Origin of the sequence: Micromonospora cabrerizensis (assembly GCF_022230955.1) — a bacterium.
GTDB classification, from domain to species: Bacteria; Actinomycetota; Actinomycetes; order Mycobacteriales; family Micromonosporaceae; genus Micromonospora; species Micromonospora cabrerizensis.
Window position 1 is genome coordinate 1 of the sequence record NZ_JAKKFI010000126.1, and the last position, 20,417, is coordinate 20,417.

General features: G+C 70.8%; 21 protein-coding genes. 13 read left to right on the forward strand and 8 right to left on the reverse strand.

The annotated features are described in order from the left end of the window. Positions 1–180: 180 nt before the first annotated feature. The 3 genes from LADH09A_RS30890 to LADH09A_RS30900 form a co-directional block, all read right to left on the reverse strand. On the reverse strand, positions 181–1,467 hold the full coding sequence (locus tag LADH09A_RS30890; RefSeq protein ID WP_238649198.1) for an ABC transporter substrate-binding protein: 1,287 nt from the start codon (positions 1,465–1,467) through the stop codon (positions 181–183). Between the two features lie 1,034 nt (positions 1,468–2,501). Further along, positions 2,502–2,756 carry a flavin reductase gene (locus tag LADH09A_RS30895; RefSeq protein WP_238649215.1) on the reverse strand — a complete coding sequence of 85 codons (255 nt, stop codon included), beginning with the start codon at positions 2,754–2,756 and terminating at the stop codon, positions 2,502–2,504. After that, positions 2,756–3,043, reverse strand: a complete 288-nt coding sequence (locus LADH09A_RS30900) for a hypothetical protein (RefSeq protein WP_238649199.1) — start codon at positions 3,041–3,043, stop codon at positions 2,756–2,758. The genes LADH09A_RS30895 and LADH09A_RS30900 overlap by 1 nt, the downstream gene beginning before the upstream one ends. A 172-nt stretch (positions 3,044–3,215) precedes the next feature. Here LADH09A_RS30900 and LADH09A_RS30905 point away from each other — a divergent pair, with 172 nt between their 5' ends. From LADH09A_RS30905 to LADH09A_RS30925, 5 genes are all read left to right on the forward strand, one after another. Beyond that, positions 3,216–4,016: a helix-turn-helix domain-containing protein gene (locus LADH09A_RS30905; RefSeq protein ID WP_238649200.1), complete on the forward strand. Its 801-nt coding sequence runs from the start codon at positions 3,216–3,218 to the stop codon at positions 4,014–4,016. Next, on the forward strand, positions 4,010–4,192 hold the full coding sequence (locus tag LADH09A_RS30910; protein WP_238649216.1) for a DUF397 domain-containing protein: 183 nt from the start codon (positions 4,010–4,012) through the stop codon (positions 4,190–4,192). The genes LADH09A_RS30905 and LADH09A_RS30910 overlap by 7 nt, the downstream gene beginning before the upstream one ends. Positions 4,193–4,397: 205 nt before the next feature. Then, complete coding sequence (locus LADH09A_RS30915; RefSeq protein ID WP_238649201.1) at positions 4,398–5,102, forward strand: VOC family protein; 705 nt, start codon at positions 4,398–4,400, stop codon at positions 5,100–5,102. Positions 5,103–5,398: 296 nt separating this feature from the next. After that, positions 5,399–5,830, forward strand: a complete 432-nt coding sequence (locus LADH09A_RS30920; protein ID WP_099855598.1) for a RusA family crossover junction endodeoxyribonuclease — start codon at positions 5,399–5,401, stop codon at positions 5,828–5,830. Positions 5,831–5,877: 47 nt separating this feature from the next. Then, positions 5,878–6,153 carry a hypothetical protein gene (locus LADH09A_RS30925; protein ID WP_238649202.1) on the forward strand — a complete coding sequence of 92 codons (276 nt, stop codon included), beginning with the start codon at positions 5,878–5,880 and terminating at the stop codon, positions 6,151–6,153. Between the two features lie 350 nt (positions 6,154–6,503). Here the strand turns inward: LADH09A_RS30925 and LADH09A_RS30930 are convergent, their stop codons facing one another. Beyond that, positions 6,504–7,214: an HAD family hydrolase gene (locus tag LADH09A_RS30930; protein WP_238649203.1), complete on the reverse strand. Its 711-nt coding sequence runs from the start codon at positions 7,212–7,214 to the stop codon at positions 6,504–6,506. 98 nt (positions 7,215–7,312) lie between these two features. On the opposite strand from LADH09A_RS30930, the gene LADH09A_RS30935 reads away from it, so the two are divergent. Next, positions 7,313–7,942, forward strand: a complete 630-nt coding sequence (locus LADH09A_RS30935) for a hypothetical protein (RefSeq protein ID WP_238649204.1) — start codon at positions 7,313–7,315, stop codon at positions 7,940–7,942. A 22-nt stretch (positions 7,943–7,964) separates the two neighbouring features. Here the strand turns inward: LADH09A_RS30935 and LADH09A_RS30940 are convergent, their stop codons facing one another. Further along, positions 7,965–8,543: a TetR/AcrR family transcriptional regulator gene (locus LADH09A_RS30940; RefSeq protein WP_238649205.1), complete on the reverse strand. Its 579-nt coding sequence runs from the start codon at positions 8,541–8,543 to the stop codon at positions 7,965–7,967. 215 nt (positions 8,544–8,758) lie between these two features. On the opposite strand from LADH09A_RS30940, the gene LADH09A_RS30945 reads away from it, so the two are divergent. Further along, positions 8,759–9,961, forward strand: coding sequence for a low temperature requirement protein A (locus LADH09A_RS30945; RefSeq protein WP_238649206.1), 1,203 nt, complete (start codon positions 8,759–8,761; stop codon positions 9,959–9,961). A 25-nt stretch (positions 9,962–9,986) separates the two neighbouring features. Here LADH09A_RS30945 and LADH09A_RS30950 read toward each other — a convergent pair whose 3' ends face one another. Next, a complete protein-coding gene (locus tag LADH09A_RS30950) occupies positions 9,987–10,862 on the reverse strand; it encodes an RNA polymerase sigma-70 factor (RefSeq protein WP_238649207.1) in 876 nt (291 codons plus the stop codon). 156 nt (positions 10,863–11,018) lie between these two features. Here LADH09A_RS30950 and LADH09A_RS30955 point away from each other — a divergent pair, with 156 nt between their 5' ends. The 3 genes from LADH09A_RS30955 (at position 11,019) to LADH09A_RS30965 (ending at position 12,276) form a co-directional block, all read left to right on the forward strand. Next, positions 11,019–11,396 carry a DoxX family protein gene (locus tag LADH09A_RS30955; RefSeq protein WP_238649208.1) on the forward strand — a complete coding sequence of 126 codons (378 nt, stop codon included), beginning with the start codon at positions 11,019–11,021 and terminating at the stop codon, positions 11,394–11,396. Positions 11,397–11,658: 262 nt separating this feature from the next. Further along, entirely contained in the window at positions 11,659–11,826 is a 168-nt protein-coding gene (locus LADH09A_RS30960; RefSeq protein ID WP_238649209.1) for a hypothetical protein, read from the forward strand. A gap of 111 nt (positions 11,827–11,937) precedes the next feature. Further along, positions 11,938–12,276: a hypothetical protein gene (locus LADH09A_RS30965; RefSeq protein ID WP_238649210.1), complete on the forward strand. Its 339-nt coding sequence runs from the start codon at positions 11,938–11,940 to the stop codon at positions 12,274–12,276. Between the two features lie 9 nt (positions 12,277–12,285). Here LADH09A_RS30965 and LADH09A_RS30970 read toward each other — a convergent pair whose 3' ends face one another. Continuing rightward, positions 12,286–12,666 carry a hypothetical protein gene (locus LADH09A_RS30970; protein WP_238649211.1) on the reverse strand — a complete coding sequence of 127 codons (381 nt, stop codon included), beginning with the start codon at positions 12,664–12,666 and terminating at the stop codon, positions 12,286–12,288. Positions 12,667–13,685: 1,019 nt separating this feature from the next. After that, complete coding sequence (locus LADH09A_RS30975; protein ID WP_238649212.1) at positions 13,686–16,394, reverse strand: MGH1-like glycoside hydrolase domain-containing protein; 2,709 nt, start codon at positions 16,392–16,394, stop codon at positions 13,686–13,688. Positions 16,395–16,436: 42 nt separating this feature from the next. On the opposite strand from LADH09A_RS30975, the gene LADH09A_RS30980 reads away from it, so the two are divergent. From LADH09A_RS30980 to LADH09A_RS30990, 3 genes are all read left to right on the forward strand, one after another. Beyond that, positions 16,437–18,380: an amylo-alpha-1,6-glucosidase gene (locus LADH09A_RS30980; protein ID WP_238649213.1), complete on the forward strand. Its 1,944-nt coding sequence runs from the start codon at positions 16,437–16,439 to the stop codon at positions 18,378–18,380. A gap of 137 nt (positions 18,381–18,517) precedes the next feature. Next, entirely contained in the window at positions 18,518–19,852 is a 1,335-nt protein-coding gene (locus tag LADH09A_RS30985; protein ID WP_238649214.1) for a glycosyltransferase family 4 protein, read from the forward strand. A gap of 134 nt (positions 19,853–19,986) precedes the next feature. Further along, positions 19,987–20,417 (forward strand): serine/threonine-protein kinase (locus LADH09A_RS30990; protein WP_238649217.1); only part of this gene is annotated, 431 nt, incomplete at its 3' end.

A 20,417-nucleotide genomic window follows, 5' to 3' on the forward strand; every position in this document is an offset into this window, starting at 1 on the left:
CGCCCCGGGGCCACCTTCCTCCCGCGACTGCGGGGCTCGCAGGAACGGCTCACTCCTCGCGCTCACGGGGCCACCTTCCTTCGCGACTGCGGGGCTCGCAGGAACGGCTCACTCCTCGCGCTCACGGGGCCACCTTCCTTCGCGACTGCGGGGCTCGCAGGAACGGCTCACTCCTCGCGCTCACGGCAGCACCCCCTTCGACTGGAGGGCATCGGCGATGGCGCCGCGCAGCTCGTCGGCGGTCTTCTGCGGGTTGATGCCCGACGGCGGCGACAGGACCGCCGACATCACCGTGGAGATGCTCTGGTAGGCGGGGGTCAACGGCCGGGTGGCCGGGTCTTTCAGCTCCTCCAGGATGGTGTCCTTCATCGGGTACGCCTCGGTCATCTCCGGCTCGTCGTAGACGGCTTCGATCGTGGGGGGCACGCCGTCGTTGATGGCGGAGAACTTCTGGTGCTCGGCGCTGCGGATGCACCGGGCCGCCTCGAAGGACATCTCCGGGTGCTTGGAGTAGGAGCTGACCGCCAGGTTGACCCCACCGATGGTGACCTTGCTGGGGGTGCCCTCGTCGATGCCGGGGATCCGCGCCCAGCCGACCTGCTTGGCCAGGTCCGGGTTGGCCTCCTGAAGGGCCGGGTAGACGAACGGCCAGTTCACCTGGAACGCGCCGGAGCCGGACTGGAACTCCAGCCGGACCGGGTCCTCGGTGGCGTTGCTGAACGACGGCGAAGTCACGCCCGACGTGGCGAACTTCTTCAACTGCTCCAACGCCCGCACCGTGCCGTCGTCCATCACGGCCTGCTTACCGTCGTCGCTGAGGATCTTTCCGCCGGCGCTCTCGGCCAGGGTGTTGTAGAGGACGACCAGGCCCTCGTACTGGGCGCCCATGGTGAGCACCCGGTACGGCTTTCCCTGGTCCTTGAGCTGCTGGGCCGCGCTGATCATCTGGTCCCAGGTGGTCGGCGGCTGCGGCACCAGGTCCTTGCGGTACCAGAGCAACTGCACGTTGGTGTTCTTCGGTGCCGCGTACAGCTTGTCCTCGTAGCGGGCGGTGTCCAGCGGCCCGGCGAGGGTGCCCTGCTCGACCTCGGCCTTGTCCTGGCCGGTCCACTCACGGATCCAGTCGGCGCTGGCGAACTCCTGGGTCCAGGTGACGTCCAGGCCGAGCAGGTCCATGCCGCTGTCCTCGGCGGCCAGCCGGCGCACCATCTGTACCCGCTGGTCGTCGGCCTGCCGGGGCAGCACCCGGTAGGCGATCTCGTAGCGCCCCTGCGCCTGCGCGTTGCAGTCGTCGACGACCTTCTGCAGGTTCTGCTCCGGCGGGTAGTACAGGTTGATCGTCGGTGGGCCACCAGCGTCGTCGGCGCCGCACGCGGCCAGCGGTGCGACCAGCGCCAGCGTGGCAGCCGCCGCCCCAAGCCGAACAACCGGCCGGCGTCGGTGTCGAGCCGTTTCGGGGTCCGTCATCGCCCTCCCCCTCTCTTCGGCGAAAACCGGGGAGGGGCATCCGTGCCCCGGCGCACGGCGAGACGATTCCGGGCCAGGGAGCTGCGGAAACACCCTGACCCGGATGCTCCGTGCGGCTACTCTGCCCCACCTGCGGAGCCGCGAAACCTGCCTGTCACATCGAGCGTCCGCAAGGCAGTGCGCCGTCTGTGGACCTGTGCTGACGTCCCGCGCGTGATCGACTCGGCTTCGTGGAAACCGCGCTGTCACCGCGCCAGGAAACCCCGCCTTTCACAAAGCCGAGTCGATCAAGCGCAGGACCACCAACCAACCACCCCCACCCGACCGCCCCACCCGACCGCCGGGCCGCCCCACCGGGCCGCCCCGCCCCGCCGAGCCGCCCCGCCCGGTCACCCCGCAGCGCGTGATCGACTCGGCTTCCTGAAAACCGCGCTATCACCGCGCCAGGAAACCCCGCCTTTCACAAAGCCGAGTCGATCAAGCGCAGGGCGACCAACAAACCACCCCCGCCCGACCGCCCCACCCGACCGCCGGGCCGCCCCGCCGAGCCGCCCCGCCCCGCCGGGCCGCCCCGCCCGGTCACCCCGCAGCGCATGATCGACTCGGCTTCCTGAAAACCGCGCTATCACCGCGCCAGGAAACCCCGCCTTTCACAAAGCCGAGTCGATCAAGCGCGGGGCGACCATCCAACCAACCCCACCCGACCGCCTCAACGGGCGTGATCGACTCGGCTTCCTGAAAACCGCGCTATCACCGCGCCAGGAAACCCCGCTTTTCAGAAAGGCGAGTCGATCAAGCGCTGTGATCGCGGGCCGGACGACCGCGCGCCCGACGACCGCAGGCCGGACGACCGCGCGCCCAACGACCGCGGACCAGACGACCGCGCGCCCGACGACCGCAGGCCCAACGACCGCGCGCCCAACGACCGCGGACCAGACGACCGCGCGCCCAAAGACCGCGCGCCCAACGACCGCGCGCCCAACGACCGCGGGCCCCGCCCACAGAATCCAGGCCTGCCGGGCGATCGAGCGGGGTCAGCCTCGGGCCCTCGCCCAGGAGAGGAAGCGTTCGGTCATCCGGGCCGGCGGGTGGTCCGGGTGGAGTTGGGTGAGTTGGGTGGTCGCCTCGTGCATCAGGGTGCCGAGGTAGACGAGCAGCGCCGTCCGGCTGGTCCGGCACTCGGCGAGCAGGGCGAGCTTGGCTGGTTGACAGGGCCACTCGCTGCCGCAGTTCCGGCACCGCCACAACGGGCGCATGGCGACGTGCGGGACGGGTGGCCGGACCACCATCACAGCCACCGCACGGCGTGTCGGGCGTGCCGGTCGTCCAGGTCCAGAAACCAGGCAAAACGCTTCAGTACGACGTGCGGCGGTGGCCCGTCCGGTCGCGTTGCCAGGTCGCGGATCGCCGCACCGGCCATCAGCAGCAGGAGGTGGGCCAGCGTGGCGGTCTGGAGCCCCGGCGGTGGAATCGCCTGGAAGGTCGGGCAGGGCCAGGGCTCACCGCACGCCTCGCAGTTCCACTCTGGAGCATCGCCCAGGTGCCCCCGCGCGTACGTCCGCACGTTCATGAACATCGCCACCTCCACTCGTCCTCGCCGCTCCACCCAATGGGCTCACCGCTGGTGACAGCTTGGCTACGGCGCGACTACTGTCGATACGCGCTCGCGGCATCCGCGCAGCTCAGCGGCCCAGCCGAGCAACCACGAGGGACACGCCGACGCAGGCTGAGCAGAGATTGGGGAGTCGATGGGGACCGTTACGGACTACGTGTTGGAGGAGCTGCGCCTGTTCCGCACGGGGCTCGGGCTCAGTCAGGACGACTTCGGCCGGGGCATCGGCTATTCGGGCTCGCACGTCAGCTCGGTGGAGACCGGTGGGCGAGCGCCCACGAAGGAGTACGTGCGGGCGATCGACACCCAGCACCCGACCGGTGGACGCTTCCAGCGCATGTTGGAGAGGCTGGCCCGGCTCGACGCGGAGCCGGCCTGGCTGCGCGAGTGGATCGAGTTCGAGCGGGAGGCGACCACGCTGCGCTGGTTCGAGTTGGCGTACGTGCCGGGCCTGCTCCAGACCGAGCGGTACGCCCGCGCCACACTGGCCGGTGGACGGTTCGACGCAGAGGACGTGGACCGGATCGTCGCCTCCCGGTTGGAGCGGCAGGCGATCCTGCAACGCCCTCGTCCGCCGCAGCTCATCGCCGTCCTGGACGAGGCGGTGCTGCGCCGGCCGGTGCTCGACCAGCCGGGGCTCATGGTCGAGCAGTGCGAGCACCTGGCCGACCTGGCGACGGCGGAGCATATCCAGGTGCATGTCGTGCCGGTGGATGCTGGGATGTATCTGGGGATGGGTGGTCAGTTCATCATCGCCGAGATGCCCGACGGCGAGCGCGTGACCTATGCCGACAACCAGCTCACCGCGCAGATCGTCGATGCGCCGACCGACGTCGCTAAGCTGGCGAAGACGTGGGAGATCGTGCGGAACGAGGCGCTCCCCCGCCGGCAGTCAACCGAGCTGATCAAGGAAGTGGTGAAGTCATGGACATGCTGACCCCACGGTGGCGTACGTCGACCAGGTCCGGCGGCAACGGCGGAGCCTGCGTCGAGGTCGCCGACAACCTGCCGAGCGTGGTGCTGGTGCGCGACACCAAGGACCGCGACGGCGGCACCCTGCACGTCGAGCCGGCGGCCTGGAAGGCGTTCCTCGGGTACGCCAAGCAGCACTGATACGCCAAGCAGCACTGAACGCGAAACTCGGAGAGGCGAACGGCCGGGTCCGGTCGATCATGGAGTTATGGTGCCTGGTTTGGGGTTATGGGCAGACTTCGTCACCCACCACAACTCCATGATCGACGAGGCGCCGAGCGGCACTGACTCCGCCACGCAGCGCTTGTTCCACGGGCGCCCCGCCCGGACCAGGCATGCTGGGAGCATGATCGCGCGCTTCAAGGACCTCTGTCTGGACGCCGCCGACCCGCTCGCACTGGGTGCGTTCTGGGCTCGGATGCTCGACGCTGACGTCGCCGATGCTGGCGACGGTGACACCCGGGTGGACCCGCGCTCGGCACGCTCGAACGCCGAGTCGATCTGGGTCAACCGGGTGCCCGAGCCGCGGGTCGGCAAGACCCGCGTACACCTGGATCTGCGGTTGGCCGACGCGGACCCGGCGGCGCTGCTCGCGGACGGCGCCCGACTGGTCCGCGAGCCGGCCGGCGAGGCGACCTGGTGGGTGCTGGACGACCCGGAGGGCAACGAGTTCTGCGCGTTCCCGGCCCGCGACGGCACCCGGCCCGGCCCGTTCGAGTTGGTGGTCGACTCGACCGACCCGGCGGCGCAGGCGACCTGGTGGGCCGGGGTCGTCGGCGGCACCGTCGAGGACGAGGGGACCCACGCGGGGGTGGTCGGCGCGGCCGGTTTCCCCTGGGACTTCTGGGTGTTCGCCGCGGTGCCCGAGCCCAAGACGGTCAAGAACCGGCTGCACTGGGACGTCGACCTGGTCGGCCCGGAGCCGAACGCGCTGCTCGACGCGGGTGCGACCCTGCTGCGGGAGCCGGTCGACAAGACCCACAACTGGTGGGTGCTGGCCGACCCCGAGGGAAACGAGTTCTGCGCCTTCGCGCCGCGCCCAACCGGATGAACGACCGACCGCCCTCGCGCCGCGCCCAACCGGATGAACGACCGACCGCCCTCACGCCGCGCCCAACCGGATGAACGACCGACCGCCCTCACGCCGCGCCCAACCGGGTGAACGACCGACTACCGGGCGCGGGCGACGTCAGCTAGCGTTTTCCTAGCGCCGCAGCCAGCGCGTTCGCCGCCGCCGTCGACACGCCTCCGGCCGACCCCAGCCTGCCCGATCGGTTGGTAATCGCGGGAACGTCCCACCGCCGCTGCCCCTGTTCGGCAGGATCGTCCCAACGAGGAGGTGCCGTCGTGCAGGACACCCGCGCTCTCGCCCTGACATTCGAGGTGAGCGGCCTGCCACCGGTCAAGACCGAAGCGTTGTCCATCTTCGCCGCCGGGCATCGGCAGGCGACGAGGGTCCGCACCCTGCTCCAGGCCGCCCTCACCGCGGCCCAGCGCACCGGCTGGACGCCGTTGCCCGGGCCGATCGAGGTGGACCTGGTCCTGCGCTGCCCGCCCGGGCACCGTACGGCCGACGCCAGCACCCTGCTCGGCGGCGTCTGCGCGGTGTTGCAGGACAAGAAGCGGGTGTCGTCCATCGGCCTCACCCACCTCGGCGTCCTGGTGGACGTCGCCCTCTACGCCGACGACCGGCAGATCCGCCGGTTGTCGTACCACGAGGAGCCGGCGGAGGACTTTTCGTACCAGGTGCGGGTCGCCGCCGTACCGACCGGGGTTTGACCGACGTCCGCGGTGGGGTACCGCGGACGCCGACGAAGGGAGCACCGATGTCGGAGCCACATGTCACGCTCGACCCACGCGGGCTCGACCCTGTGCAGCAGAAGCTGCGGGGCCCGCTGGAGGACCAGCTGACCTCGGCGCTTCAGGCGGCAACCGACCGGATCCGCAGCGGTTACGCCGGCGAGCCGGTCGAACAGGTCTGTCAGCGACTGTTGGAGGAGACCCGCTCCGGGTTGCACCCCGACATCGCGGCCGGGTTCAACCCGGACATGGACGAGTTCTGCAGGGTGGCGGTGGCGATCGTCCGAGGCGAGGCCGGCTGAGTCGGCTGGGTCGGGTCAGGACCGGGTCCGCAACTACCCGGCCCTGACCCTCGGCTGTCCGGCAGAGAAGCGGACAGCTATGGCGCCCCGTCGCTCGGGCGTGGCACGGGGCCACGCGCGGCAACGGGGAGAGCCGGCCGCTCTGCACTCAGCTCCACGGTGCCCACCCGCCGAACGCCGGTGCGCCCCCGACACACCTCGAAGGGTCGTGAGCGCCGGCCCAGGTTAGGCGGGCCGTGACGGTCGGACAAGCCGTGCCGGACGACCCGGGGCGGGACTGACCTCAAGGTGAAAAACCGGCATGTGGGCGTAACGCGATCATGATCGGGGACGCTGTTCGGTTTCGGTGGTCAGAAGTGCCGCAGCAGGTCGCGGAACGAGGCCAGCCGCAGGACGCCGGGGTCGGTCGGGTCCAGTTCGTCGTCTTCCAGCACCCAGGTGTTCTCGTTCGGGATGAACACCGCGTTCAGCCCGGCGGCCCGCGCCGGCAGGATGTCCGACTTCGGGGAGTTGCCGATCATCCAGGCGCCGGACGGGTCGAAGCCGTGCTCCCGCACCAGCCACCGGTAGGTCTCGACGTTCTTCTCCGCCACGATGTGCGCGGCCCGGAAGTGGTGCAGCAGGCCACAGGCGTCGAGCTTGCGCTGTTGCTCCGCCTGATCCCCCTTGGTCAGCAGCAGCAGTTCGTGCCGGACGGCCAGCTCGTCAAGCGCCTCGGCCACACCGGGCATCAACTCCACCCGGTGCTCGACGAGTGCCACGGCCAGCCGGTCGATCTCCTGACGCTCGAACTCGGTTGCCGGCCGTTCGCGCAGCCGCTCCAGGCACTCCGCCAGGCTGCGCAGGAACACCTTGCTGCCGTAGCCGTGCGCCACCGCGTTGGCGCGCTCGATGTCGTCGAGTACGGCCCGCAACTCGGCCCGGTCCAGGGTGGGGTGGTCCAGCCAGGCCAGGAAGTCGTCAATCACCCGCTCGAAGACGACGTTGTTCTCCCACAACGTGTCGTCCGCGTCGAAGATCAGCACCTTCGCCTGCCGCCGCGCCGCCTCGCCAACCGTCATGACGTCCTCATCCCCCGCCTGTCACCGGAAAAGCCGAGGGACCAGGATAGGCGCGAGGCGGATATGACGGGTTCGGGACGGCTCTTGAGGAGTACGGCATGTTCTCGATGAAGTGGGTTACCGGCGCAGCGATGCTGGCCTGCACCGGCGCGCTGGTGGCGTGTGGCAGTGGCGCCGACAAGGCCCCGGACGCGTCGGCAGGCACACCGTCGGGCGCCGTGACGAGCACTCCAGCGGCGGCGCCGTCCTCGTCGTCGGCTGTTGCGGCCGACGCGCTGTTGTCCGGTAAGCGCGAGGTCACGATGACGCGGGTCAAGGGGTCCGGGAGCGCTCTGGAACTCAGCGGCCGGCTTGAGGAGGGCGGCGACACCGGCGGTCGCGTCCTTTTCGTTCCGGTGCCGATCGGCAACGACCGGTACGTGATCAAGGCGTTCGGCACACAGGACGGCCACCCCGCCAACGACGAACCGTCCTGCTGGCAGGTCAACGGCCTGGACGTCGAACCGGAGCTGACGGTGGAGGCCGCCGTCTGCGACGAGGACAACCCGATCCAACGGTTCATGATCGTCAGCAAGGGCGACGGCACGTACGCGATCGGTAGTGAGACCCGGTTCCTGCAACACGCGGCGGGCAACGGCCTGGTCCTCAGGGAGCCGGGCAACGCGGCGCTGGACACCACGTTCCGGTTCGCCGACAAGGGCCCGTTCAACCGCGAGCCCCTCAACTGAGCATGATGGGTGGCGGTGGCCGTCACGGCCACCGCAGCAACCGTTGTGCGATCAGCGCTTCGCGGTCCTCCTGACCCTCGGGTCTCAGCCGGCCGCCCCGGGTGAGCATCACCACGCCGTGCAGCAGGCTCCAGCCCACCTCGGCGAGGGTGTCCGGGTCCCGGCCCTCGGCCAGCGGGGTCAGGGCCGCTCGCAGCTCGCCGAAGACCGCCCGCGGCGCGGCCGGCACGCCATCGACGCCGAGGGCCAGGTCGGGGGTCAGCGCGAGCATCGCGTCATAGACCTCGGGATTCGTGTACGCGAAGTCGAGGTACGCGGTCGCCACCGCCGGCCACGCCCCCTCGGGACCCTCGTCGGCTTCGGCGTGTGCCTCCGCCAGATCGGCGGCCAGGTCGGCGAAGGCGCACACGGCGACGGCGGCCAGCAACGCCTCCAGATCCGCGAAGTGCTGGTAGAGGTCACCGACGTCGACCTCGGCCCGCTCGGCCAACCGTCGGGTGGTCACCCCCGCCCAGCCCTCCGCCTCGGCCAGCTCTCGCGCGACCGCGACGATGAGGTCGCGCCGGTCCTGTTCGGTGGCCTTCTCGGCAGGTCCGGGCACGCCCACGAGCGTAAGGGTGAACACCTGCCGTAGTCGCCAGCTGACAGATTGGTGACTACTTCAGTGACGCCAGTCGGTCGATGAGGGCAAGAGCGGCACACCGACACCCGGTTTCCTGCTGCCGTGCCACGGCCGACTCCTCGCTCGTTAGGCGAGGAGATCACCGCGACGGGAGGGCACGTGGTCGTTCGGCGGCACCGGCCCGTGGCAGGCCGATGAGCGAGGGAGCAGGCGTACCGCTGGTGCGCGGCGAGGCCAGTTACCAGCGGGCCACCTTCCTGGAACTCTTCCTCGACCTGGTCTTCGTCTTCGCCCTCACCCGGATCTCGGCGCGGCTGATCGCCGACTTCACCGACGGCCAACGCGGTGTGCTGGCGGGTCTCGGTCAGTCCCTCCTGCTGTTCCTGGCGCTGTGGGCCGTCTGGTCGTTGACCGTCTGGTCGACCAGTTGGCTGGACCCGGAGACGTCGATCGTCCAGACCGTGATCGTCATGACGACGCTCGGGGCCATGACGATGGCCGTCGCCGTACCGGACGGCTTCGGCGCGCGGGCTGCGCTCTTCGCCATCACCTACGTGAGCCTCCAGATCGGCCGAGTGGTCTACTTCCACGTCGTCGGGCACGGCCGACCGGACCCGCGGCAGACCCTTCGGGTTTTGATCTGGTTCGGGGTGAGCGCGCCACTCTGGGTGGTCGGTGGTCTGGCCAACGAGGGTACGGTCCGCGGACCGCTGTGGACCATCGCCGTGCTGATCGACTACGCCGGGCTGTACCTCGGATGGCCGACCCCTCGGATCGGCGCGCAGCGGATCGGCGGCCGGATGATCGCCGCCGAGCACCTGGCCGAGCGGTACCAGCAGTTCCTGCTCATCGCGATCGGAGAGGCGATCTTCGTCATCGGGCTGGCGTTCAGCGGCAGCGAGTTCCGCGCCGACCAGACCGCCGGGTTCCTCCTTGCACTGACGATGACCGTCCTGCTCTGGAGGATCTACTTCCACGTCGCGGGAAGTGTGCTCGACGCCGCGATCAGCCGCGCCCGCGACGCCGCCCGACTCGCGACCGTGATGGCGTTCGCCCACCTTGTCATGATCGCGGGGATCGTCCTGACCGGTGTGGGCTTCGAACTGTTCATCACCGAGCCCTTCGGACACCTCCCGACGGCCTGGCTCATCGCCATCCTCGGCGGCCCGGTGCTCTTCCTCGCCGGACGCTCGGCCCTGGAATACCAGGTCTTCGCCCGGGTCTCCCGATCCCGGCTGGTCGGCCTGCTGGCCTTCGGTCTGCTGGTGCCGGTAGCCGTCCACCTCGACCCGCTCAGCGCCGGCGGGGCCGCGGCCGTGGTCCTGCTCGGCGTCATCGTCGCGGACACGCTGCGCTCACGTCGGCGTTCACCGGAGACGCCCACGCCTGCGCTCTAGATGCGTACGGCCGAGGATCGCGACCTCACCGGCGCAGCGCGTTCTCGCTGCGCATGTGCGACAACTTCTCCGGATTGCGCACGGCGTAGAGAGCACTGACGAGGCCGTCATCGATGCGCAGCGTCACCACCGTGTCGATCTCGCCGTCGAGCCGGAACACCAGGGCCGGGAAGCCGTTCACCTGGGCCGGGTGCAGCGACAGGGCGGCGACCTGGAACTGCCTGCTGGCCAACAGTCGGGCCACCTTGTCAGCCCCGGCGACCGGCCGCAGCAGCGCCTGCCTGATCCCGCCGCCGTCGCCGACAAGCACGACATCCGGCGCGAGGACGTCGAGCAGGCCCCGCACGTCGCCGGTCTCGATCGCCCGCCGGAACGCGTCGAGCACCCGCCGGCTGTCGGCCGCGGAAACCACCCCCCGGGGTCGACGCGCGGCGACATGCGCCCGCGCCCGGTGGGCGATCTGGCGGACGGCCGCCGGGCTCTTGCCGACCGCTTCGGCGATCTCGTCGTAGGCCAGATCGAAGACCTCACGGAGTACGAACACCGCCCGCTCGATCGGCGCGAGCGTCTCCAGCACCAGCATCATCGCCATCGAGACGCTCTCGGCGAGTTCGACGTCGTCGGCGACGTCGGGCGCGGTCAGCAGCGGCTCGGGCAACCACGAGCCGACGTAGGACTCCCTGCGCCGGCCGACCGCGCGCAGCCGGTTGAGCGACTGGCGGGTGGTGATCCGGACCAGGTAGGCGCGCTGATCCCGCACCACCGCGAGGTCGGCGTCCGCCCACCGCAGCCAGGTCTCCTGGAGTACGTCCTCGGCGTCGGCGGCCGAGCCGAGCATCTCGTAGGCGACGGTGAACAGCAGGTTCCGGTGCGCGACGAAAGCGTCGACAGCGGCATCCATGCGTTCTCCCCTCTCGTCCTTCGACCACCTCGCCCACGAGACACCGCTCCCCCGCCGTCTGTGACACCGCCGTCCTGTGCACCACGTCACTTTGCGGTCTGTCACAGCGAGCGGGCCGGCGGTGTCTCGTGTTCGACCCCACGCGAAAGGACAATCATGAACCTGGCACTGTGGATCGCGGCCGGACTGTTGGCCGCAGTCGCCCTGGCCGCCGGCATCACCAAGACCTTCGTACCCAAGGAGAAGCTGGCCCGGGCCAACGGCGGAGGGTGGACGCAGACCGCGAGTGTCGGCTTCGTCAAGACCCTCGGAGTCCTCGAACTGCTGGCCGCGGTCGGCCTGATCCTGCCCGCCGTGCTGGACATCGCACCGGTGCTGGTGCCGGTGACCGCCATCTGCTGGGTGCTGCTGATGATCGGGGCGATGATCGCCCACCTGCGCCACAACGAGGCGAAGGTCGTCGTGCTGAATCTGTTCTACCTCGCCCTGGCGGCCTTCGTGGCCTGGGGCCGGCTCGGACCCGAGCCGTTCTGATGGCATGACCCGACCCGGGAGCACCTGTGCTGATCGAGGTCGTGGCCGCAGAGCCATGCTCGACTCACCTGGACCCTGAACGAGAATCGTCCCTGGTGGATTGGCGGGACCACTGCCATGATCGCTCGGTGTCCCTGTGGGAGGCCATCTCGCGCGTCGGCGCGCCGCTGCTCATTGTCCTCGGCGCCTCGGCTGCCGTGTACGGCGCAAGCTCCGACTCACCGAAGAATTCTCCCGGCCACGCGGCTGGCAGTGGGCGTGGGTGGGCCTTTGGCTCACGACGGCTGGTGAGGCCGCGTTCGGCGACGGCCGCCCCTGGTTCGAGCGTGCCTGGAAGGGCGTCACCGCACTGCTCGTCGCGGTGGCCGTCGCCATCGCGGTGTTCCGCCGCCACCGATGGAGCGCCAGGCAGGCTGAGAGGGCCGACTAGTGCGTCGTGGGGATCGCAGGCTCGACCACGCCGATCCTGCCTCGCTAACGTGGCGGCATGACGTCGGGAGCCGGGCCGAGGAGACGACGTACGAGGCGCCTCCTCGTGGCCGTGTCCGTCGCGGTGGGCCTGCTGTCGTGCCTGTGGGTTCTGGGGTTCCTGCGGTTGCAGGTGTTCGGCACCGAGGGAGCGTTACCGCCGGACTCACGGATACCGACGGTGCCGCCCGGGGCGAGCATCGTCGACGAAGGCATGGAATGCGCCTCCGGCGGATGCTGGCGGCGGATCACCGTGCAGCCCGCGGCGGGGCAGACCCCGGAGGACCTGGCACACGACATGGGCCTCACCGAGGAGCAGAGCCTGTCTCCGACGTTGTTCGACCCCGGGTCCGTCTATGTGGGAGCCCGCGCCAAGGAGGGCAAGCTGATCATCAACGTCGGATATCTGTGAGCCCTCGGGTCAGCTGTCGAACAGTGCCTTGATGCCGTGGGTTTCCAGCAGCGCGGGCATCGGGTCCGCGAGGTGTTGACGCCCCGGTCGCCAGATGCGTCCCACGTTGACAGCAGCGTTGGGCCCCGGCACGTCGTAGGGGCCGCCTCGGGGGAAGACCGACAGGGTGCTCCCCCACATCCCCGCGTCGACCCAGCCCATCCGCTCGATCTCGTCCCAGGCGTACGAGCGGTGCAGGCCCGAACGGTCTCGGACCAGCAGCCCCAGGTCGTCGGCGAACACCCCGTTCCGCCACCGGACGAAGGCGAGAACGATCGAGGCTACGCCGAGCGCCAGGACGGTCCAGATGACCAGGTCGAAGAGCACCCCGACAACGATCATCAGGGCCATGATCACACCTGGGATCGCGATGGCGGGCCAGGCCCGCGACTGCCCGAGGACGTATACCTCACCCACCGGTCTCACCGACTCCCCCATAGCCGATCACGATAGTGAAGGAAGCACATGTCTGCGCCCCGAGTGAGCCGCAGCAGGCTTCCATGATGTCCGGAGGCAGGGATGGCCCGGCCTCCGCAAAGTCAAATCGACAATCACCCAGACCCACGCCCCCGACCCATCACGCCCCGCCCCGTCACGCCCCGCCCCGTCACGCCCACGACCCCGTCACCGCCCCGCCCCATCACGCCCACGACCCCGCCCCGCCCCGCCCCCGCCCCGCCCTGTCACGCCCCTGCCCCGTCACGCCCTCGGATGATCAACTCGGGTTCCATGAAGTCGCGGCATCCCGGCGACAGGGATGGCCCGACTTCCGGAAACCCGAGCCGATCACCGACCCCACCCCCGGATGATCGACTCGGGTTTCGTGAAATCGCGGCATCCCGACGACAGGGATAGCCCGACTTCCGGAAACCCGAGTCGATCACCGACCCCACCCCCGGATGATCGACTCGGGTTCCATGAAGTCGCGGCATCCCGACGACAGGGATGGCCCGACTTCCGGAAACCCGAGTCGATCACCGGCCCCGCCCCCGATGATCTGCCCCGCCCTCGGTCATGCCGGAGACGGCGGAGCGCAGGCGCAGGCGCACCTGCAAGATCCGCACACTTTCCCTGATGTTGCTGCCTCCGACGGCCCCGAGACAGCAACATCAGGGAAGTTGCGCCGATCTTGCGGGCGGTCGGTCGGGACGGGGCGGGGCGGGGCGCACGACGGACGGGACGCGTTGGGACGGGACGCGCGGTGGACGGGACGGGGCGCGCGGTGGGCGGGACGCACGACGGACGGGACGCACGACCGGCGGGACACGCGGTGGGCGGGACGCACGACGGACGGGACGCACGACCGGCGGGACACGCGGTGGACGGGACGCGCGGTGGGCGGGACGCGCGTGGGCGGGGCGGGGGCGGGGTCAGCGGCGCAGGGTGAGGATCAGGTCGGCTACCAGGGCGGTCCAGCCGGTCTGGTGCCAGGCGCCCAGACCGGCCCCGTTGTCGCCGTGGAAGTACTCGGGGAAGGCGATCAGGTCGCGCCAGTCCGGGTGGGTCTGGAACATCTGAGCGGCGCCGTAGATGGGCCGCCGCCCCCAGTCGTCCTGGGTGAAGAGCGAGATCAGCCGGGCGGAGAGGTCGTCGGCGATCTCGTCCAGTGTGTGCTTCACCCCGGAGCGGGTCGGGTACTCCACCTGGAGGTCGTCGCCGAAGAACGCCGCGTAGTCGCGCAGCGCGCTGACCAGCAGGAAGTTCGTGGGCATCCAGATCGGACCCCGCCAGTTCGAGTTGCCGCCGAACAGGCCGCTGGTCGACTCGGCCGGTTCGTAGCCGACGGAGAACTCCTGCCCGCCGAGGGTGACCGAGAACGGCTTGTCCAGGTGCGCGCGGGACAACGTACGGAGGCCGAAGTCGGAGAGGAACTCGTCGGGGTCGAGCATCCGGGCGAGCAGCCGAACCACCTGCTCCGGGCCGACCATGGACAGCAGCCGCTGCTGCCGGCCGTCGGGGCCGAGCCGGCGGGTGCCGATCACCTGGGCGTACTCGGGGCGGTTGGTGAGGAACCAGCGCAACCGCGCGCCCAGCTCCGGCAGGCGGTGCAGGGTCTTCGCGGTGAGCCGGGTGGTGGCGGCCAACGGCAGCAGCCCGACGACCGAGCGGACCTTCAGCGGCACCTTCGTGCCGTCGGCGAGGCGCAGCACGTCGTAGAAGAAGGCGTCCTCGTCGTCCCACAGCCCCTGCTCGTACGCGGCGGCGGCGATGTACGCGAAGTGCTCGAAGAACTTGGTGGCGGTGTCCACCCAGGTGCGGTCATGTTCGGCCAGCACGATGGCCATGTCCAGCAGGTTCAGCGCGTACATGGCCATCCAGCCGGTGCCGTCGGACTGCTCCAGCACACCGGCCACCGGCAGCGCCGCCGAGCGGTCGAACGGCCCGACGTTGTCCAGACCGAGGAAGCCGCCCTCGAAGACGTTGTTGCCGCCGGTGTCCTTGCGGTTGACCCACCAGGTGAAGTTGAGCAGCAGCTTGTGCATCACCCGGGCCAGGAAGTCGTAGTCCCGGCCGCCGTCGATCTCGAACACCTTCAGCGCCGCCCACGCGTGCACCGGCGGGTTCACGTCGCCGAACGCCCACTCGTACGCCGGGATCTGCCCGTTGGGGTGCAGGTACCACTCGCGGAGCAGGAGCAGCAGTTGGTCCTTGGCGAAGCCCGGGTCGACCCGGGCGATGCTGACGCAGTGGAAGGCCAGGTCCCAGGCCGCGTACCACGGGTATTCCCAGGGGTCGGGCATGGAGATGACGTCGAAGCTGGTCATGTGCCACCAGGCGCTGTTACGCCCGTGTCGGCGACCGGCCGGCGGCGGGGTGGAGCCCGGGTCGCCTTCGAGCCAGCGTTTGACGTCGAAGTGGTAGAACTGCTTGCCCCACATCAGCCCGGCGATGGCCTGCCGTGCCACCAGCGCCTCGTCGGCGGTGGCGGCGGGCGGGATCACGCCGGCGAAGAACCGGTTCGCCTCGGCCCGGCGCGCCCACACCACGGCCTCGAAGCCGTCGCTGAGGTCGGCCGGGGGCGGCGGCGCGGCGGCCGGTGGCGACGCGGTGCGGGTCAGCCGCAGCCGGATCTGGCGCTGCCCGCCGGCCGGCACGTCGAGCACGTAGTGCAGGGCACCCTTGGTGCCCTCCCGCGCGGGGTTGACCGTGGCCGCGCCGTTGACGACGTGGTCGTTGATGCCGTCCTTCGGGTACGGCGAGCGGCCGGGCAGGCCCCAGAGACGTTCGGCGTTGGTGTCGTTGTCACACAGCAGTGGCACCGGCCCGCCGTCGCCCTCCAGCAGCAGTTGGCCGAGCACCCGGTGCTCGCCGACGAGCCGGGTGCCCTGGCCGGTGAGCTTCGGGATGCGGTCGCCGCCGGGCAGGCCCCAGGCCCAGGTGTTGCGGAACCACAGGGTGGGCAGCACGTGCAGGGTCGCCGCCCGGTCGCCCCGGTTGGCGACGGTCACCACCATGCAGAGGTCGGTCGGGGACGCCTTGGCGTAGTCGACGGTCACCGCCCAGTACCGGTCGTCGTCGAAGATCCCGGTGTCCACCAGCTCGTACTCGGTGTCGTCGCGGCCGCGCAACGCGTTCACCGCGACGAGTTCGTCGTACGGGAAGGCGGCCTGGGGGTAGTGGTAGCGCCAGCGCATCCAGGAGTGGGTGGGCGTGGAGTCCTCGTACCACCAGTACTCCTTGACATCCTCGCCGTGGTTGCCGCCGTCGCCGCCGAGGCCGAACATCCGCTCCTTGAGGATCGGGTCCTTGCCGTTCCAGAGCGCGAGGGCGAAGGCGAAGGTCTGTCGGTCGTCGCAGACGCCGGCCATCCCGTCTTCATTCCACCGGTAGGCTCTGGACCGCGCGTGGTCATGCGGGAAGTAGTCCCAGGCCGTACCGTGCTCGCTGTAGTCCTCCCGTACCGTCCCCCACGCCCGTTCGGACAGATAGGGACCCCATGCGCGCCAATCCTGCTCCCCCGAGTCGGCCTGGGCGAGCCGGAGCCGCTCAGCGTCGGGTGGCGAGGCGTCGGAGGACGATCGGTCAGTGATCACGTGCACATCTTTGACGTCGCCGCGGTACTTGACCACAGCGGCCATTGTCGTCGTGGCGTGTTACACCTCGCCGCCGATGGAGGAAAGTTGATCGACATGCACTTCGGCCCCCAGGTCTGCGGCGATCTGACCAGCGCCGCGAGCCGGGAGTGGCTGGTTCCCGACGGTCTCGGCGGCTATGCGATGGGCACCGTCGGGGGGCTCCGGACGCGCCGCTACCACGGTCTGCTGGTCGTCCCCGGCGAAACTCCGGCCTCCCGGCAGGTGGGACTGGTCAGTCTCGACCCGGCGGTAACCCTGCCGTCCGGCGCGCGGGTGCGCCTCGGCGCGCACGAGTGGTCCTCCGGCGACGTGGACCCGCGCGGTTTCGAGTTGCTGGAGCGCTTCGACCTGGTCGACGGGCTGCCCCGGTGGCGGTGGCGGATCGGCGCGGTGGTGATCGAACGGGAGCTGGCCATGCTGCCCGGGCGCTCCTGCGTGGCGGTGGTGCACCGGCTGGTCGCCGGTGGGCCCGTCCGGTTGGAGCTGTCGGCCGCCTGCACCTGGCGGGACGCGCACGGCGAACGGCGGGCCGACGGCCCGACCCCGCAGGTCGAGGCGGTGGCCGACGGCGCGGTGGTCGAGGGCGCGTACCGGCTGGCCGGCCCGGGCTGGACGCCCGAGGGGCAGTGGTGGCTGGGCGTGCACCACCGCGAGGAGGCCAACCGTGGCTTGAACGCGGACGAGGACCTCTGGTACGCGGGACGCTTCGTCGGCGAGCTGGAACGCCCCGGCGACACGGTGTCGGTGCGGGCCTGGGCCGGTCGACTCGACGAGGAGCCGCCGCCGGCCGCCGAGATCGTGGAGAGCGCGCGACGGCGCAACCGGCAGGTGGTGGCGACGGCGAAGCCGGCCGACGACGTGGATGCCACCCTGGCGCTGGCCGCCGACGCGTTCGTGGTGCGCACCAGCAACGCGGCGGTGGACGTGGTCGCCGGGTACCCGTGGTTCGGGGCCTGGTCCCGGGACACGATGATCTCGTACGAGGGGTTGTTCCTCTGCACCGGTCGCGCCGACGAGGGTCGGGCGCTGCTGCGGGCGTACGCGGCGACGCTGTCCGAGGGGATGCTGGCCAACACGGCCGACACCGGCCGGGTGGAGTACAACACCGTCGACGGCACGCTGTGGTTCCTGCACGCGGTGAGCCGGCACGTCACCGTCACCGGTGACACCGACCTCGGTGACGAGCTGCTGCCCGCGCTGCGTGCCGTGATCGACGCCCACGTGGCCGGCACCCGGTACGGGATCTCCGTCGACCCGGCCGACGGGCTGCTCACCCAGGGCGCCCCCGGCACCGCGCTCACCTGGATGGACGCCCGGGTGTACGGGGTGCCGGTCACCCCGCGTACCGGCAAGCCGGTCGAGGTCAACGCGTTGTGGGTCAACGGGCTGGCCGGGCTCGCGGAGCTGACCGAGCTGGCCGGGCAGGCCGCGGACGAGCTGTGGCGTCGGCACGGGCAGGCGACCGCCTCGTTCCGGGAGCGTTTTCCCTCGCCGACCGGCTGGCTGCACGACGTGCTGGACGCGCCCGCGCCGGCGTACCCGCTGGGTGGGGCCGCCCTGCACGACGACGACGCGCTGCGTCCCAACCAACTGCTGGCCTGGTCGTTGCCGTACGCGCCGATGGAGCCGGACGAGGCGACGCTCCGCCGCATCGGACACGGTCTGCTCACTCCGCTCGGGCCGCGCAGCCTCGCCCCGGATTCGACGGAGTTCGTGGGGCGGCACCGGGGCGGTCCGGCCGAGCGCGACGGTGGCTACCACCAGGGCACCGTCTGGCCGTGGCTGCTCGGGCCGTACGTGGACGCGTGCCGCCGGAGCAAGATGTCGGTCGATGACGTATTCATCGGCATTGAGGCCCATCTGACCGAATATGGACTAGGCTCGGTAAGTGAGACGGCCGACGGCCTCGCGCCGCACGCCGCGACCGGCTGCCCATTTCAGGCGTGGTCGGTGGCCGAGCTGCTGCGGGTGCGCCGAAAGGGCCAGTAGCGCTTTACACGACCGCAACGGTGGTGTCTCCGCTGGTTATCTCGATCCCGGCAGGATTGGCCCCGATCCAGACGCGACGGCGACATCGGTTCCGGTGTCGGTCGGCGCGCGCCCGGGGACAACTCAAAGGGGGCCGCATGTCACCCGACGCCCACGTGATCGACATCCACGCCGCCCGGCAACTGCGGGTGCTGATGCTCTCCTGGGAGTACCCGCCGGTGCTCGTCGGCGGCCTCGGCCGACACGTGCACGCCCTCTCCGTCGCCCTCGCCGCCGCCGGCCACGAGGTCACCGTCGTCACCCGCCACAGCGAAGGCGCACCCCTGGAGGAGTACGCCGACGGCGTCCGCATCCTGCGCGCCCCCGAAGACCCGGTCGCCTTCCCCCTCGCCACCGGCTCCCTGCTGGCCTGGACCATGGCCTTCAACCACACCCTCACCCGCACCGCCCTACGCGCCACCGAAGCCGGCACCTACGACGTCATCCACGCCCACGACTGGCTCGTCGCCCACACCGCCGTCACCCTGGCCGAGCACCTGGACCTGCCGCTGGTCACCACCATCCACGCCACCGAGGCCGGCCGGCACCAGGGCTGGCTGCCGGAGGAGATGAACCGCACCATCCACGGCGTCGAGCACTGGCTCAGCGGCTCCTCCATCCGGGTGATCACCTGTTCGGGGTACATGCGCGACCAGGTCACGTCGCTGTTCGACACACCGGCCGCGCAGGTCGACGTGGTGCCCAACGGCGTCGACGACCGGGCCTGGCGGGCCCGACCGCGGGCGGTCGCGTCGGCCCGCGCACGGTTCGCCGGGGACGGCCCGCTGGTCGGGTACGCCGGTCGGCTCGTCTACGAGAAGGGCGTCCAGCACCTGATGCACGCGGTGCCCCGACTCCGCGAGCGGCACCCGGGGCTCCGGGTGGTGATCGCCGGCGACGGCCCGTACCGCGCCGAACTGGAGGCGGAGGCCCGACGGTTGGCGCTCAGCTCGACCGTACGGTTCACCGGTTTCCTCGACTCCACCCAGTTGCCGGCGATGCTCGGCGCCACCGACGCGACAGTGGTGCCCAGCCTCTACGAGCCGTTCGGCATGGTGGCGCTGGAGGCGGCGGCCGCCGGGGCGCCGCTGGCGGTGGCCCGCACAGGCGGTCTCGCCGAGATCGTCGAGCCCGGCGTCACCGGGGTGACGTTTCCGCACAGCGACCCGGACGCGCTCGCCGGCGCGGTCGGTCAACTGCTCGGCGACGAGGTCTTCGCCCGGCGGGTGGCCCGCCGGGCCCGCACCATGGTCGGCGAGCGCTACGGGTGGGCCACGATCGCGGCCCGCACGGCCGCCAGCTACAACGCCGCACGCAGGGAGCACGGCCCGGTGCAGGCCCGTCGGGCCACCGCCCAACTGGCCGGTGGGCGCACCCGGATCGCCATCCCCGAGGGCAACCTCCTGGCCCGCGACGGCCACGCCGCCTGCTGAGCCGAGTCGGACGACCGATTGGTGACTTCCGATCCGCTGGTTAGGGTGTAGCCCGGACAGCGGCTGAGGAGGTGCGTGCGCAGGTGCTGATCGCCGGTCGGTACCGGCTGCTCGACCTGGTGGGTCGCGGGGGCATGGGTCGGGTGTGGCGTGCCCGCGACGAGATGCTGCACCGCGAGGTCGCGGTCAAGGAGATCGTGCCCCCGGGTTGGCTGACCGACCGCGAACGGGACGAGCTGCGCTCGCGCACCCTGCGGGAGGCGCGCGCCGCCGCCCGGCTCAACCACCCGGCCGTGGTCCGCCTCTACGACGTCATCGCGGTCGACGACAGCCCGTGGATCGTGATGGAGTACGTCCCGTCCCGCACCCTCCAGGACGTGGTGGACGCCGAGGGGCCACTGGAGCCGGCCCGCGCGGCACGGATCGGCCTGGCCGTGCTCGACGCGCTGCACGCCGCGCACACCGCCGGGGTGCTGCACCGCGACATCAAACCGCAGAACGTGCTCGTGGCGCACGACGGGCGGGTGATGCTCACCGACTTCGGGCTGGCCACCTTCGACGGCGG